At 71.4% G+C, this 15039-nt stretch carries 11 protein-coding genes; 3 read left to right on the top strand and 8 right to left on the bottom strand.

Annotated features, from left to right (window positions below):
• Positions 1-104: 104 nt before the first annotated feature.
• Positions 105-947 (bottom strand): hypothetical protein, encoded by an 843-nt coding sequence (locus GE300_RS19185; protein WP_154449108.1) that lies wholly within the window; start codon positions 945-947, stop codon positions 105-107.
• 88 nt (positions 948-1035) lie between these two features.
• Here GE300_RS19185 and GE300_RS23760 point away from each other — a divergent pair, with 88 nt between their 5' ends.
• Positions 1036-1872: an AraC family transcriptional regulator gene (locus GE300_RS23760; RefSeq protein WP_325063325.1), complete on the top strand. Its 837-nt coding sequence runs from the start codon at positions 1036-1038 to the stop codon at positions 1870-1872.
• Here GE300_RS23760 and GE300_RS19175 read toward each other — a convergent pair.
• Positions 1847-2803 carry a DUF2927 domain-containing protein gene (locus tag GE300_RS19175; protein ID WP_154449104.1) on the bottom strand — a complete coding sequence of 319 codons (957 nt, stop codon included), beginning with the start codon at positions 2801-2803 and terminating at the stop codon, positions 1847-1849. The genes GE300_RS23760 and GE300_RS19175 overlap by 26 nt on opposite strands.
• A gap of 243 nt (positions 2804-3046) precedes the next feature.
• Between GE300_RS19175 and GE300_RS19170 the strand changes: the two genes are divergently transcribed.
• On the top strand, positions 3047-3535 hold the full coding sequence (locus GE300_RS19170) for a hypothetical protein (RefSeq protein WP_154449102.1): 489 nt from the start codon (positions 3047-3049) through the stop codon (positions 3533-3535).
• Between the two features lie 150 nt (positions 3536-3685).
• Here GE300_RS19170 and GE300_RS19165 read toward each other — a convergent pair whose 3' ends face one another.
• From GE300_RS19165 to GE300_RS19150, 5 genes are read right to left on the bottom strand one after another with little or no spacing between them, the layout of a single operon-like run.
• Positions 3686-5362 (bottom strand): carbamoyltransferase family protein, encoded by a 1677-nt coding sequence (locus GE300_RS19165; RefSeq protein WP_154449100.1) that lies wholly within the window; start codon positions 5360-5362, stop codon positions 3686-3688.
• On the bottom strand, positions 5359-5616 hold the full coding sequence (locus GE300_RS23285) for an acyl carrier protein (protein ID WP_233417192.1): 258 nt from the start codon (positions 5614-5616) through the stop codon (positions 5359-5361). The genes GE300_RS19165 and GE300_RS23285 overlap by 4 nt, the downstream gene beginning before the upstream one ends.
• A gap of 37 nt (positions 5617-5653) precedes the next feature.
• A complete protein-coding gene (locus GE300_RS23280) occupies positions 5654-7549 on the bottom strand; it encodes a cytochrome P450 (RefSeq protein WP_233417191.1) in 1896 nt (631 codons plus the stop codon).
• A 13-nt stretch (positions 7550-7562) separates the two neighbouring features.
• Positions 7563-9269, bottom strand: a complete 1707-nt coding sequence (locus GE300_RS19155) for an AMP-binding protein (RefSeq protein WP_154449095.1) — start codon at positions 9267-9269, stop codon at positions 7563-7565.
• Positions 9266-11572 carry a tetratricopeptide repeat protein gene (locus tag GE300_RS19150; RefSeq protein WP_154449093.1) on the bottom strand — a complete coding sequence of 769 codons (2307 nt, stop codon included), beginning with the start codon at positions 11570-11572 and terminating at the stop codon, positions 9266-9268. The genes GE300_RS19155 and GE300_RS19150 overlap by 4 nt, the downstream gene beginning before the upstream one ends.
• A 221-nt stretch (positions 11573-11793) precedes the next feature.
• Here GE300_RS19150 and GE300_RS19145 point away from each other — a divergent pair, with 221 nt between their 5' ends.
• Positions 11794-12909: an AbrB family transcriptional regulator gene (locus GE300_RS19145; RefSeq protein WP_233417190.1), complete on the top strand. Its 1116-nt coding sequence runs from the start codon at positions 11794-11796 to the stop codon at positions 12907-12909.
• On the opposite strand, the gene GE300_RS19140 is transcribed toward GE300_RS19145, so the two are convergent.
• Positions 12906-15008: a TRAP transporter permease gene (locus tag GE300_RS19140; protein ID WP_233417189.1), complete on the bottom strand. Its 2103-nt coding sequence runs from the start codon at positions 15006-15008 to the stop codon at positions 12906-12908. The two genes, GE300_RS19145 and GE300_RS19140, sit on opposite strands and share 4 nt — an antisense overlap.
• Positions 15009-15039: the final 31 nt, after the last annotated feature.

The following is a 15039-nucleotide window of genomic DNA, read 5'->3' as shown; positions in this document are numbered from 1 at the left end:
CCCCGCTCTACGCGGAGCAAACCTCAACCCACGGAGCCGTCGCCTGAGAAAATGTGCGAAAGATTCTGGACACTACCGTGCGTCCGCTGTTGCTGCGGGCGTGATCACCACCCGGTGATCAGAGCGCGCAGGAGATCGATGGCCTCAGCTGCATCGCTCGGGTCGCTGTCAAGGACCTCGCGCAGGGAAGTGATCCTGATGCGATAGAGCTCGCCCAGCGACGGGTGCAAAAGTGGCGCCGCCTTGGTCGGTTGGGTGTCGATCCTGGCCCGGATCTCCGCCTGTTCGGCCTCCAGCGCTGCCATGCGGTCCTTGAGCCGCTCGGCCGGCGCACCGGCGACGATGGCGTCGACAAGCCGCTCCAGCTCGCGGTCGATCTTCGACAATCGCGCCTCGCAACGCTCGCGATCCCCGCTTCGTTCTACTCGCAGGCGGTTTATCTCGACCGTGTAGACGGCACAGAACTCATCCAGATACACATCGCGCATCAGCGCGTGCTGCAGGCCATGGAGGATACTGGCCTCCAGCGTATCCCTTCGGTTGGTCTTCGTGTTGCTGCAGGTGTACTTGTTACAGCGCGCCCCCGCGCCCCGACAGGCTGTTCGCGGCGGCGCCGGGCGTTCGGGCTTTGGCGTTGGGGCGATACGCCGGATGCGCGGGAAAAGTCCGGACCCGACCGGCGGCGTGGCGGAAAGCCCGCGCCGGTGTTGCGCTTCGTCACAGTGGTCGCGCGGCTGTGATTGCCGGAAAATTTCACCCGTTATATCATGATAGTTGAATTCGAGGGCCGGAACGGCATCCCGCGCACGGCGGGACCGCGGCCGCGCCCCCGAATTGTCGGCGGGCACGCACGCGCCAGCGGAGGCGGCGCAGAAGGCGGACAGGAATGGCCGCCCGCCTGTCGGGTGTAACTGGATCTTGGTCAGAAACCGAACGGGCGCAATCATGTTCGCAGCCGGCGCTGTCATCGCTCCCAACGCGGGGGCAGAACTTGCACTTCCTCCTGCGCGACCCTCGGCGACGCCGGGCCGGCGGGTGGACTGCGCCACGCTCAGCTGCGAATGGCTGGACCTGGCGCCGGCGCAGCCGGGGCTGCCGGACAACGGCAGTCACGGGCTGCTGATCCCGATCGCGGGCGCGCCGGCGCTGCGCCTGTACCAGGCGGGAAAGGTGCGGCTGGTGACGCTGCGCCCGGGGCAGGCGGTGCTGTCTGCTGCCGGTTCGGGCGTGACCTGGCGTGCCGCGACGCCGTTCCGGGCGCTGCTGGTGCGGATCGAGCCGCGGGTGCTGGCCGATTTCGTCGAGGGACGGATGTACGGCAGCCTGTCGGGCGGTGGGCTGGCCGACGCGCCGGTGCTGGACGATCCCGAACTGTGCACCGTCGCGCGGCAGATGGCGCAGGTGCTGATCGCCGGCGCGTTCGGCGCCGGGGTGGAACTGGACGCGCTGTCCATGGTGTTCATGGTGGTGCTGACGCGCAATCACGGGCTGGTGACGGGCGGAACGCGGCCGGTGTCCGCGCGACTGAGCGGCGCGCAGCTGAGCCGGCTGGACCGTTATGTGGTCGAGAACCTGTCCGGGCGGATCCATCGGGTCGACATGGCGCGGGCCGCGGGCACCAGCCTGTCGGGGCTGGTCCGGGGCCTGCGCGAGGCGCTGGGCGTGACGCCGGGGCAGTACGTGCTGCACGCGCGCCTGCGCGCGGCGCGAAGCCGGATGCAGGATCCCGCCGCCAGCCTGAAGGCGATCGCCGCCGACTGCGGCTTCGCCGATCAGGCGCACCTGTCGCGGGCTTTCAAGGCGCGTTTCGGGCAGCCGCCGCGGGCGTGGCGGCTGCGGCGGGCCGCTAGCGCTGAAGCGCCCGGCGGGTGACCTCGGGCAGCGCCGCGGACACCTGCGGCACCGTCATCCCGGGTCGCAGCTGCGGATCGTACAGCATCCGCAGCAGCGCCCGGTCGTGGTTCGTCAGGACGCCGAATTCCTCGTTGTCGTTGAAGATCGACGGGCGCGCCTCGCGGGCGTCGTTCGGCAGGCCCATGACCTGGGCCAGTTCCTCCTGGATGCACGAGCGGCGCATCCGCGGCGGGTGCTCGGCCCGCACCAGCACGATCGCCTGGCGGTAGCCCTGCTCGGCGCGGCGGTGCGGCTGGGCGATCACCATGCACAGGATGTTCGGGCCGGCGTTCAGAAGCGCGCGGCGCGCGGGCTGGCCGAGGTCGGGCGCGATCTGGTTCAGCAGCGGGCCGAGGCCGCGCCGCTCGCCGTCCGAGACCACCAGCACGAACACGTTGCCGCCGCCCGAGCCGACCCCGACCGGGTGCCCGGTGGCGCGCGACAGCTGCGCCGCGTAGTCGCGGATCTGCGCCGTATCCTGCGCCCGCTGCGCCTGCGACACCGACTGCCCGAACACCAACTGCATCCGCACCGGCTGCACCCAGCGGCGCAGCACGCTGCGCCGGCCGTTGCCGGACAGGCCCGAGCCGTACTCGCTGAACATGGCTATGCGCACGAAGTTGCGCGCCAGCGTATTGCCGTCCCAGGCCACGCCGGGCGCGGCCGGATTGCCGCGCAGGCGGCCGGACGAGACCAGCCGCGATTCCAGCGCCCGGTAATTGCGGGCCAGGTCCGAGCCGCCGCCGGTGCCAGTGGTGGTGGCGATGGTCGACAGTGTCGCCGGGGCGTCGTGTGCCAGGGCCGGATCTTGAGGGGCTGAAAGCGCGATTGCCAGCGCCGCAAGGCTGATGGCGGCGATTCGGCGGGCGCCGAGTTTGAGCGAGCGCGGCAGGGGTGTCGTGCGGGTCAAACGGTTCCTCCTGTAGGATTTCCGCGGTTCATAAACGATTCTTTGCCAGAAAAATACCCATTTCTCACTGAGTGTGATTTATTGCCGCATCCCGCTCACCGCCCATGGCGCGTGTGGTTCAAGATTGCGGCACGCGGCTTCAAGCCAGCGGCGGCGCGTTCTGACAGTCTCGGTTCCAGAACAAGTGCGGCGCCGATTGGGGGACCATTTGTGCCGACGAGGTTCGATTGAAAGGAGAATGTTATGAAATATTTCGTTACCACTGCTGCCGCCGCACTGCTGATCGCATCGGGCGCATTCGCCGACGACCAGCTGGCGCGCAGCATCGGCGTTGAGCCGGGTGTCTACACCGTCGCCGAGCTGCTTCAGATCCGCGCCGCATCGGAAGACGGCGACTACCAGCTGCTGCGGCAGTTGACCAAGGAGCGCGACACCACCGTGCTGTCGACCCAGAACATCGGCGCGAGCGCCGCGTCCGACCAGTTCGCCCGCAGCGTCGGCGTCAAGCCCGGCACCTTCACCACCGCCCAGATGGCGCGGATCCGCGCCGCGATCGACGACGACGGCGAAGACCTGCTGGTGCGCAGTCTGCTGCGCGAGAAGTCGACCGCGACGATCTCGACCCAGAGCGTCGGCATGGGACCGGGCGACGATCACATGGCGCGGGTTCTGGGGATCGACGGGTCCGGCATGAGCCGCGCGGCGCTGGCCGAGCAGTTCCAGGACTACTAGGCGCCGTCCCGGCACATCAGCGTGCCCGCAGAGCGTTCGTCGCGTTTACCCCGGGCGAGCGCTCGAAGCGCCCCGCAGGCGCCCCTTGAGGGCGTCGCGCGGGGCGTCGGTGTGCGCCCGGCGGGCCGGTGAGGACCGCGGCGGCCGCGCTCATCCGGCCTCGACCAGCACATCCTCCAGCAGCACGGCGTCCAGCCCGGTGGTCATCAGCACCGCCACCGCGTCCTCGACCGAATGCACGATCGGCTTGCCCATGATGTTGAAGCTGGTGTTCAGCACCACCGGCACGCCGGTCCGCGCCTCGAACGCGGCGATCAGGTCGGTCATCCACGGGTTGGTGGCGGCGTCCACGGTCTGCAGCCGGCCGGTGCCGTCGGCGTGCACCACCGCCGGCACCCGTTCGCGCACCTGCGGCTTCCACGGCAGGGTGAACGACATGTAGGGCGAGGTCCGGGTGGCGCCGTCGAACCACTCCGGCACCCGCGCGGTGGGGATCACAGGCGCAAACGGCCGGTACGCCTCGCGGCCCTTCACCTGCGCGTTGATCCGGTCCTTCATCTCTGCCGGCCGCGGATCGGCCAGGATCGAGCGGTGCCCCAGCGCGCGCGGGCCGAATTCGGCCCGGCCGCGCATCACGCCGACGATACGGCCCTCGGCCAGCTTGTCCGCGACCACCTTGGCGGCGCGCCCGGCCAGGTCGGTGACGCGGGCGAAGCCGCCCTTGGCCCCCAGCTTGTCGATCACCCGGCGGTCCGGCCGCGCGCCCAGGAACGGCGAGCCGTCGCCGCGCGGGATCGGCGAACCGGGGTGATCCTCCATCCATGCCAGCAGCGCCGCGCCGATGGCGTTGCCGTCGTCCGCCGGCGCCGAGGGCACGAACACGTCGTCGAAGCCCAGCCGGCCGCAGATGGTGCCGTTGTACGACGAGTTCAGCGCGCAGCCGCCGGACAGGATCAGCTTGCCGCCGGGCGCGTCCAGCCCTTCGGTCAGGATCTCGTCGACCATCTGCGCATAGGCCTGCTGCCCCGAGGCGGCCAGCTCCGCGGCCTTCATGATCGGCTCGTCCGGGCGGCGGGCGTGCGGCGCCACCCGCGCGTCGGCATCGGCCAGCGTGAGCCCGGGCGGCAGCCGCATCCGGCCCCGGTTCACGTCGAGCAGGCCGCGCAGCCAGCGCACCAGTTCGGGGTCGGGGGTGCCGAAGGCGGCCATGCCCATGACCTTCCACTCCTCGCCCAGCCGCCAGTCGAAGCCGCAGGCCTCGGTCAGCCAGGCATAGTACATGCCCAGGCTGCCCGGCCCCCAGGAGCGGAACACCCGCTTCATCCGCCGCCCGGTCATCCGGTAGAGCGAGGTCGCGCCGACGTCGCCCTCGCCGTCGATCACCAGGCAGGCGGCGTCGTCGAACGGCGCGCTGTAGGCGGCGTTCACCGCGTGGCACAGGTGATGCTCGTAGCGGCGCGCCTGCGGCGGCGCGTCGGTCATGCGCAGCCGCAGCAGCGACGCGCCGGCGTCCTGCATCGCGCGCGACTGCAGCACGGCAAGCCAGGCGGCGTCGGGCAGGCGCATGTTGGTCTGCGTCGCCGGGCGCTCGTTCTTGAGGCTTTTCCAGCTGGCGGCGATGACGACCTCGTCGCGCGCCGGATCGACGCCGGCCGCCCTGAACACGCGTTCCAGGTGCGGTGCGTGGTCCGGGGCGATGCCCCAGGCGCGCTTGTCCTGGACATAGCGCTCGGTCGCCTCGGCGTAGACGACCTGCCCGGCGGCATCGACCAGCGCCAGTGCCGGGTCGTGGCCGCTGGTGGCCAGGCCCAGATACCAGGTGGTCATGCCTTGGCGTCCACCATGCCCGCCACCGCCCGGGCGAACGAGCCGACGGTCTCGTGCTCGAAGATCTCGGACGGGTCGATCTCGATCTCGAACCTCTCCTCGACGTTGCCGCAGACCAGCACCGCGTCCACGGACTGCAACCCGATCTCGGTCAGCTGCGAATCGCGGGTGATCTGGTCGGCGGTAAGCTCGGTGTAGTGCGAAATGCTGGTCTTGAGGAAATCCATCACGGCGTTGCTTGTTTCACTGTCCATGCAGCGACGTCCTTTCAAATGGTTAAGGGGATACTGGTCAACGGCGCGCCGGCAGGGCCTCCAGCGCGACCGTGGTGGGATATTCCAGATAGCGCAGCCCCTGCGGCTCCACCCGCAGGTCGGGGAAGCGCCGGAACAGCGCCGGGATCGCCGTCCTGATCGCCACCTTCGACAGCGATGCGCCGAGGCAGCGGCGCAGCCCATGGCCGAAGGTCATGTAGCCCGAGGGCATCGAGTTGTTCACCGCCGTGACGTTGATCCGCACGGTGTCGCCGCGGCCGAACGCCAGCCCGTCCACCGACTGCGCGGCGCCGGCGATGCGGAAGATGTACTTCTGCGAGGCGCACAGCGCGATGATTTGCTCGAGCCGGCCGTTGATCCACGCCGGATCCTCGATGCCGCGGCGTTCCTCGGGGTTCAGCGACAGCGTCCAGTGCAGGGCGTTCGACAGCGTGTGCGCGATGTTGAAGCTGGCGCCGTAGAGCACCAGCACGAACGCCAGGCTGTCGTCGTGGTCGAAGTTCTCGAGCCCGGCCTGGCGCAGCCCGTCGGCGACCGACAGCGGGTGCGCGGGATCGGGCGCGCGCGCGTCGCGGGCCAGGCGCAGCAGCTCGGAGAAGATGCCGTTCAGGCGCACCAGCTCGCGCAGCGGGCGGATCGGCGCGAGGATGTCCTGCAGGTCCGGCGCCACCGCGTCGAAGCGCGCGGCGTCCCGCGGCAGCACTCCCAGCACCGGCTTGGTCACGTTGCGGAACACCGGCATGGCGAAGTCGTGTACCAGGTCGGGCGCGTCGGCCGCCGCGAACCGGTCCACCGCGCGCCGCACCGCGTCGTCGATCACCGGCTGCCAGGCGCGCAGGCGGTTGGTGCCCAGCACGTCGGCGACGATCTTGCGCGCCTGCGCGTGGCGCGGGCCGCTCATGAAGAACATCGCGTTGCGCGAGAACCGGATGCCGCTTTCCAGGTCGCGCCCGGTGATCTGCTGCAACTGCTCCAGGAACGCGGTCAGGTCCGGCGGGGTGAACGCGTCGAGGTCGGTCGCGATGCCGCGCGCGGTCGCGTAATCCTTGATGTCCCACAGCTTCGCGGTCGAACGGCCCGAGACCGGCTCGGGGTCGCACGGCAGCGCGGCGGGGGCGTGGAACGCGGCGTTGCTGCGGAACTCGGCCTGCGAGCGCAGCAGGTACATGCGCGGGAACCGGGACGCCAGCGCCGGCACCGCCAGCCCGGTCATCAGCCGCGCCACCGCCTCGAGCGTGGCGCCGGGCGCGGGCGCGGCGGGCGCGGCGCCGGCCATCAGCCCGCGGATCGCCCGGGCCAGCGCGCGCTCGGCGGCGGCGCCGTCCCAGTTCTCCGCCTGCGTCGCGGCCCAGTCGCGGTTGTCGCGCAGCAGCAGGTCCCAGACCACCGCCGCCAGCGCCTGCGCGGCACCGTAAAGATCCGCCGCCACCGCGGCCGGCGCGGCGCCGGCGAACGCCGCGCCGCCGCCCGGCGCGCCGACGTCCCGCAGCAGCCGCTCGAGCGCGCGCGCGTCGGCCAGGTCCCAGACCGCCGGGTCGAGCTGGCGCAGATGCGCGGCAAGCGCCTGCAGCGCGTCGGCGGCGCCGGCCGGCAGGTCCGCGGCGGCGGCGATCGCGCCGGCGAACAGCGGGTCGACGAAGTCGGCGATCAGATCCGGCCGGGGCGCGGCCCGTAGCCGTTCGAGGCAGGCCGGAAGCTGCGCGGCCAGCGTCGCCTGCAGCCGGGCGCGGCTGGCCTCGGCCAGCGGCTGCGCCGCGAAGCCCTCGGCCCGGTGCCGGTCCAGCCCGGCGACGAAGCGGCGCAGCGCCGCCAGCGGCTCCGCCGCCGCCGCCGCGCGCAGCACCGACAGCACCTCGTCGCCCAGCGCCGGCGGGATCGCGGGCGCGAACCCGGTCTGCGCCACCGTGTTCATGCCGACACCGTGTTCATGCCGACACCGCAGTCTGCGCCGCGCCGCTCTGGGCGGTGATGTCGTCGGCCGGCGGCGGGCGGCCGTCGCGCCAGGCCTGGGCGATCGCCGCCCGGCGGATCTTGCCGCTGCTGGTGCGCTCCAGTGTGCCGCGCCTGAGGATCGCCATATGCGCCAGACGGATGCCGTATTCGCCCAGCACCGCCCGCCGCATCGCGGCGAAGGTCGCCTCGGGGTCGGCGACGGTGTCGTCCTTGCCGGCCAGTTCGACCAGCAGCACGACCTGGTCGTCGGCGCCGTGACGGATCGGGAACACCGCCGCGCCGAACGGGTTCAGCCCCTCGGCCTGGGCGCAGGCCAGCCACTCGATCTCGCTGGCGGCGATGTTGCGGCCGTTGCTGATCAGCATGTCCTTGATCCGTCCGGTGACGTAGAGCCAGCCGTCCGCGATCACCCCCAGATCGCCGGTGCGCAGCCAGCCGTCGGCGCCGTCGGCGCGGCGGGCGCCGAACGCCTCGGCGGTCTCGGCGGGCAGGTTGGCATAGCCGGTGCCGCGCGACGGCCCGGCCAGCCAGACCTCGCCCTGCCGGCCCTCGGGCAGCGGCGCGCCGGTCTCGGGCGAGACCACGGCGACGCCCGGCGCGGTCAGCGGCGACAGGCGGCTGGGGTGGGTGTCGCCGTGGCGGCCTTCGGGGCGGGCGCCGTCCTCGTGCTGGCCGCTGGCGAACAGCGTGAACTCGGCCATGCCGTAGCAGGCGAAGACCGCGTTCGGGTCCAGCCCGCAGGCGGCGAAGCGGTCGCGGAACGCATCGAGCAGCCCGGCCGGGATCGGCTCGGCGCCGCAGAAGGCGGTGGTCCAGCTGGACAGGTCCAGGTTTGCCAGCGCGGCGTCGTCGATCCGGTCCAGGCACTGGCGGTAGGCGAATGCCGGCGCGCCGCTGGTGGTCGCGCGGTGGTCGCTGACCGCGCGCAGCCAGAAGCCGGGATCGCGGATCGCGTCCAGCGGGTTCATCTGCACGCTGTCGACGCCCATCAGCAGCGGATAGACGATGCCGCCCATCAGCCCCATGTCGTGATAGTGCGGCAGCCAGTTGACGTTGCGCGTGCCCGGCCCCAGCCGCCAGCAGCGCCGCACCAGGTCGCTGTTCGCCAGCACCTGCTCGGGGTGGATCAGCACGCCCTTGGGAAACCGGGTCGAGCCCGAGGTGTACTGCACCACCGCCGGCGGCGCGTCGTCGCGCGCCCAGCCGGCGCGGTCGGCGGCCTCGGCGACGGTCTCGGCGCCGCCCTCGGGGGTCATCGCCAGCACGTGGCAGGGCAGCGGCTCGGCGCCGTCGGCGGACAGGTGCCGGACCAGCGCGGCGGCGGTCTGCGGCGTGCCGAGCAGCGCGCAGGCGCCGCTGTCGCGGACGATGTGGCGGAAGCGTTCGGCCTGGCCGCCGGCGCGGGGCGGCGCCACCGGGGTCACGGTGACGCCGTGCAGCAGGCTGGCGACCAGCGCCACCAGGAAGCTTTCGCCGGGCGGCAGCGCCAGCACCAGGCGCAGCGGCCCGGGGCCCAGCTGGTCGCGCCAGGCGGCATGAAGCCGCGCCGCGCGCGCCAGCAGCGCGCTGCCGGTCAGCACCGAACGGCGGTCGGCCCCGATCCGCTTGAGGACGGTGAACTGCGCTTGGTCGCCGCGTTCCTCCAGCCGCTGCCGCGTCAGCGCCTGAAGCTCGGTCATGCAGGCTCCAGCGCGGTCTGCATCGCGGTCTCGGGCTTGAGCAGCCCGTTCAGCAGCAGGAAGCGCCAGGGCGCGGCGCCGAGGTTCTGGTTCTCGGGCGCCGAGGACATCACCTGCTCGACCTGCGCCAGATAGGCCGCCGCCCAGCGGTCGTACCAGGCCTGGCGGTCCTCGCCCGGCACCGGGTCCGGCAGCCGGCGGATGTCGAACGCGATCTTGTCGCCTTGCCAGTAGGGCTGGAAGAAGACCGTGGGAACCTTCAGCTCCTGCGCCAGCTTCGGTATCGTGTTCGGCAGCGTGATCGGCACGCCGAACAGGGTGGCGCTGGCACCCGACGTGACCGGGCGGAACGCCATCTGCGACGCCGCCGTGTCCGAGGCGATGAACAGCCGGTAGCCCTTGCGCAGCGCGGTGACGCACTGGATGGCGACCGCGTTGGTATCGCCGAGGAACGAGATCACGGGCACCTGGGTCACGCCACTGTGGCGCCCGGTCATCATGTAGACGGCCTTGGACACGAACTCCGACGTCGCGAAGTGCGAATAGGGGCCCGAATGGGTGGTGACGCCGATGAACGGCTTGTCCTCGGCCAGAAGGTCCTCGATCCCGGACAGGTCCGGCGTCTGGATGTACTTCCGGATGTCCTTCAGCTTGAACGGTCGCCGCGACAGCGCCTGGAACAGCGCGGTGGCGCGCACCGCCCTGTCGCGCCACTCGGCCCAGCCCATCGACTTGTCCCGCGCGACCGACCAGGCCAGCGCGGTGGCGGGCCAGCGCCCGGTGGCCAGCCGCGTCGTCGGGCGCATCTTGGCCTCGAGTTCCTCGGCGGACATCATCAGCCGCTCTTCCGGCATGCCGACATTCCTGGTGAAATCGGGGCGGCCGTCGTCGGCGATCTCGTTCTCGACATACTCGAGGAACGTCTCGCCGTGCTCGGCGCCGATGTCGCGCCAGTGCTGGGCGTAGGCGCGGGCCCGGTCGAACTGGCGCTGGGCGACGAGGCTCTGCAGGATGAACCGGCGCAGGTAGGTGGGACAATCGTCGTTGTCGGTCCAGTGCAGGGCGAGGTCCAGCAGGTCCTGCACCCGGCCCTGCCGCTGCAAAACGGTCTTGAACTCGGGTTCCGGACAGATACGGCCGATCGGGAACCAGTGCTCGAACAGGCTGTTGGCTTCCTCGTGCCGGCCCATGACGAACAGGTCCGCCGCCAGACGCACGGCGACGCTGACGTGCTTGGGGTATTCCGAGGCGATGACGCCGTAGCGCAGCGCGATGCCGCGCTCGATGTTGCCCATGGAAATCTCGATCCCGGCCAGCCGGATCAGCGCCTGCGGCTCGGCCGGGTTCAGCTCGAGGTAGCGTTCGATCAGCGCTACCGCCTCGTCCGAGCGGCCGCACTTGAGGTGGCAATCCGCGGATTGCAGCCAGCGCTGGGCGTTCGGCTCGTCGCCGGTGTCCAGCACCGACCAGCATTCGAGCGCCTCGTCGGGCATGTCGAGGGCGTTGTTCAGATCGCCGAGCGGCAGGTTGACCCAGGCCTCGGACTTGCCGGGGGCGGCGCGAAGCTGTTCGGCGTATTCCATCGCAATGGCCCGGAGGTCGTCCTGCGAGACGTTTTCCTGCCGGGCGATCCCGACCATGGCCAGCTGGCACTTCAGACCCAGCGGCTCGACCTCGAGCGCGCGCCTGACCATCGCGGCGGCGGTCTCCTGGTCATCGAGATGCATCGCGCTCAGCGCGACTCCCAGAAGTGCGTTGGTGTTCCGCGGATCGCGCACCGCCGCGGTCCGGTACGCCTTCAGCGCGCTGCGGGAACGTCCCATGGAGTGGAAGATCTCGCCAAGCAGCAGGTGCGGCCGCGGCGAATCGGGGTGTCTCTGGCCGGCCTCGGTGGCGAGATCGATCGCGCGCAGCACGTCGCCGCGGGATTTCTGCGTCTCGGCCGCGGCGATGTCCGTCTGCAGCGCGTGCGGCGCGATCGCCGCCATCCGCTCGACGATCCGGTCGGCGGTGGGATAGTCGGACAGCACGTTGGCGACGCTGGCGCGCTGCCGCAGGGCGTTCAGGTTGTCGGGCTGCAACTCCAGGGCGCTGTCGATCCACGCGCCGGCTTCGCGCAGCCGTTGCATCGACCTGCAGGCGCTGGCGATCCGGAGCGGAAACCGGATGTCTTCAGGCCATTTCCCGTGCGCGTCGCGCGCCAGCGCGACCGCCGCACCCGGCTGGCAGTCGTCGATCAGCCGGTCGATTTCCGCCAGGCAATGCTGCGGCCACTTCATATCGTCGATGATTCTGTCCGACATGAATGATCGGGTCCCCCTTCCGAATTCAGTCACAGGTTGTTGTTAGACGAGAAATCCGCCGCGGTCCAACATTGCGTTGAGTTACCGTTACCACGCCGTGCTTTCGCCGACGCCGGGGGCGCGGTCTTCCCGGTCCCGGCCCTGACCCGTCGCGATTCCGCGGCATGCCGGTGCATACCGGACTTGCAAGTCCACCGGCGCAGGTCCAGAACGGGCGGGCATTGTCCACAGAACCCGAGTCCCGACCCGATCCGATTGCCCGGGGCGCCATCGCCGCCCTGCTGCTGGCGCTTGGCCTGGGTGGCGGGCTGCTGGCCCGGCTGCCGGGCCTGCCGATGCCGTTCCTGGTCGGCGGGCTGACGGCGACCGGGGTTTTCACCGTGCTGGCGTTCAACCTGGCGGGGCGGCGCGTGGTCTTCCCCCAGCAGTTGCGCAAGCTGTTCGTCGCCTGCATCGGGGTGATGATCGGCGCCAGCTTCTCGCGCGACATGGTGTCGGTGCTGCCGTCGCTGTGGCTGGTATTCGTCGCCATGCTGGTGTTCGTCGCGCTGACCCAGACGCTGGGCTACGCGCTGTTCCGCCGCGTCGGCGGCTACGATCCGGTCACGGCGCTGTTCGCGGCGATGCCCGGCGGGCTGATCGAGGCGGTCGAGCTGGGCGGGGCCGCGGGCGGCGACGTGCGCATCCTCAGCGTGCAGCACTTCGCGCGCATCGTCATCGTGGTGCTGACGATCCCGTTCCTGTTCCTGATCTGGACCGGCGAGAGCGTCGGCAGCGCCGCCGGGCAGGGCTTCGGCCCTGGTGTCTGGGGCGCGGGCGATCTGGCGCTGATCGCGGCGCTGGCGCTGGCCGGGCTGTACCTGGGGCCGCGACTGCGGCTGCCCGCCGGGCACATGATGGGGCCGCTGCTGCTGAGCGCGGCGGTGCACGGCGGCGGCCTGACCGAGACGGTCAGCCCGCGCTGGCTGCTGGACCTGTCGCAGCTGGTGGTCGGTGTCGGCCTGGGCACGATGTTCACCGGCGTCACCCTGCGGCTGATCCTGCGCACCTTCGCGCTGGGGCTGCTGTCGGTGGCGGTGATGCTGTCGATCGGCGCCGGTTTCGCCGCCGCGCTGCACCGGCTGACGCCGCTGTCGTTCGAGGCGCTGTTCATCAGCTTCGCCCCCGGCGGCGTCACCGAGATGGGGCTGGTCGCGCTGAGCCTGGGGGTGAACCCGGTGATGGTCTCGGCCAACCACCTGTTCCGGATCACGCTGACCGTGTTCGTGGTCAACTACGCCTGCCGCGCGCTGGGGTTCGCCACGCGCGCGCCGCGGCAGGGCGGCGCCGACCGCTAGGCCGGCTGCCGCCGCGCGCGCAGGTTCCAGGCGAACAGCGCCGCCGTCGCCGCCACCCCGGCCAGCTGTACCGCCACCGCCGCGGGCCACAGGCACGCCACCCCCGCCGCCAGCGCCAGCGCCCGGCCGGCCGGACCGAGCGGGCGCTCCATGCAGCCCTGCAGCCCCGCCGCCAGCGCGTAGATGCCGACCACCGCGAAGCCGAAGATGGTCAGCGCCGCCAGCGGGTCGCCCGACAGCAGCGGCGTGTAGGCGAACAGGACCGGCACGATGTACAGCCCCTTGGCCAGCTTCCAGCTGGCCACGCCGGTGGCCATCGCCGGCGACTTGGCGATCGCCGCGGCGGTGAATGCCGCCAGCGCCACCGGCGGCGTCACGTTGCTGTCCTGGCTGAGCCAGAAGATGATCATGTGCGCCGACAGCAGCGCCGCCAGCGCCGCCTCGGCCGGCACCACCTGGTCGCGCAGCGGGCTGGCGACCTCAAGCGGCAGGCCGCGCACGATCTCCTGCGCCTCGGCGAAGGGGATCGGCCCGGCCAGGCGCGGCATCAGATCGGGCGAGGCCAGCATCAGCACCGCCTGCGCCTGCGGCCCCAGCTCTCCGGCCGACAGCGCCGCGATCACCACCCGGTCCGAGATCATCCCCGCCAGCGCCGGCGCCGACAGCGTCGCCAGCACGATGTAGGCGGCGGTCACCGGCAGGCCCATGCCCAGGATCAGGCTGGCCAGCGCGATCAGCACCAGCGCCACCAGGATGTTGCCGCCCGACCAGTTGGCGATCATCAGGCTGAAGGTGTTGCCGATCCCGGCGGTGGCGATGACGTTGACGATCAGCCCGACGGCGACCAGCAGCACCGCGGTCATCACCATGTTGCGCGTGCCCAGCGCCAGCGCCGCCCAGATCCGGCGCGGCCCCATCGGCGTCCTCGTCAGCCAGCTGGAGCCGATCACCGCCAGGATGCCGTAGACCGCGGCGAAGGTCGGGGTGAAGCCCGACACCAGCAGCCCGATCAGCAGTGCGATGGGAACGACGAAACTGGCGCCGCCCTTGGCGAAGGCCGACGCCAGCGTCTCGCCGTCCGAGGGCATCGGCGCCAGGTCCAGCCGCTTGGCCTCGATCCGCACGAAGAACGCGACCGACAGGAAGTACAGCAGCGCCGGCAGCGCGGCGACGGCGACGATGGTCTCGTAGCTGATGCCGGTGAAGCTTGCCATCACGAACGCGCCGGCGCCCATGATCGGCGGCATCAGCTGGCCGCCGGTGGAACTCGCGGCCTCGACCCCGCCGGCGAAGGCGGGCTTGAACCCGGCCTTCTTCATCAGCGGGATGGTGATCACCCCGGTCGAGGCGGTGTTGGCCACCGCCGAGCCCGAGATCGTGCCGGTCAGCCCCGACGCGATCACCGCGACGATGCCGGGGCCGCCGACCAGCTTTCCGGCGACGGCGCGGGCCAGCGCGATGACGAACTCGCCCGCGCCCGACTGCAGCAGGAAGGCGCCGAAGATGATGAACAGGAACACATAGGTCGACGAGATCCGGGCGATGGTGCCGAACATCGCGTCGTCGCCATAGATCGAGCGGAAGATCACCGTCTCCCAGCTGAGCCCGGAAAAGCTGAACACGCCGCCGATCCACGACCCCCAGACCGCGACATAGGTGATCGCCAGCACGATCAGCGTCGGGATCACCAGCCCGGTCAGCCGCCGGGTCAGCTCGATCGCGCCGAGGATGCTGACGATCGCCGCCGCCCAGTCCGGCGCCGACAGCTTCACGCCGCGGGCGTAGATCGCGTTCTCGGCCTGGCTGAGCCAGACCGCCGAGACCGCGACCGCCGCGCCGAACACCGCGTCGGCGATCAGCGGCCAGCGCGCGTCGCGCCGGGTGCGGCGGGTCATTGGCGTCGCCACCGCCGCCAGGAACGCGAAACCGGCGTAGTGCAGCGCGTTGCGCGTCAGCTCGGACACCACCGGGTAGAGCGCGACATAGAGGTGCCCCAGCGCGATCGCCACGCTCAGCCCGGTCAGCGCGTGGCGCGCCCAGTCGGGCATATCGCGCAGCGGCGCGGGCGAGGGATCCTCGGGGATATCGGGTGCGGTCATCGCGGTGCGGCCGCCGGCCGGGGCCGGCGGC

It is taken from the genome of Halovulum marinum (genome assembly GCF_009697225.1).
In the GTDB taxonomy this organism is placed as follows: Bacteria; Pseudomonadota; Alphaproteobacteria; order Rhodobacterales; family Rhodobacteraceae; genus Halovulum; species Halovulum marinum.
This window is presented reverse-complemented; position numbering and strand designations above follow the sequence as displayed.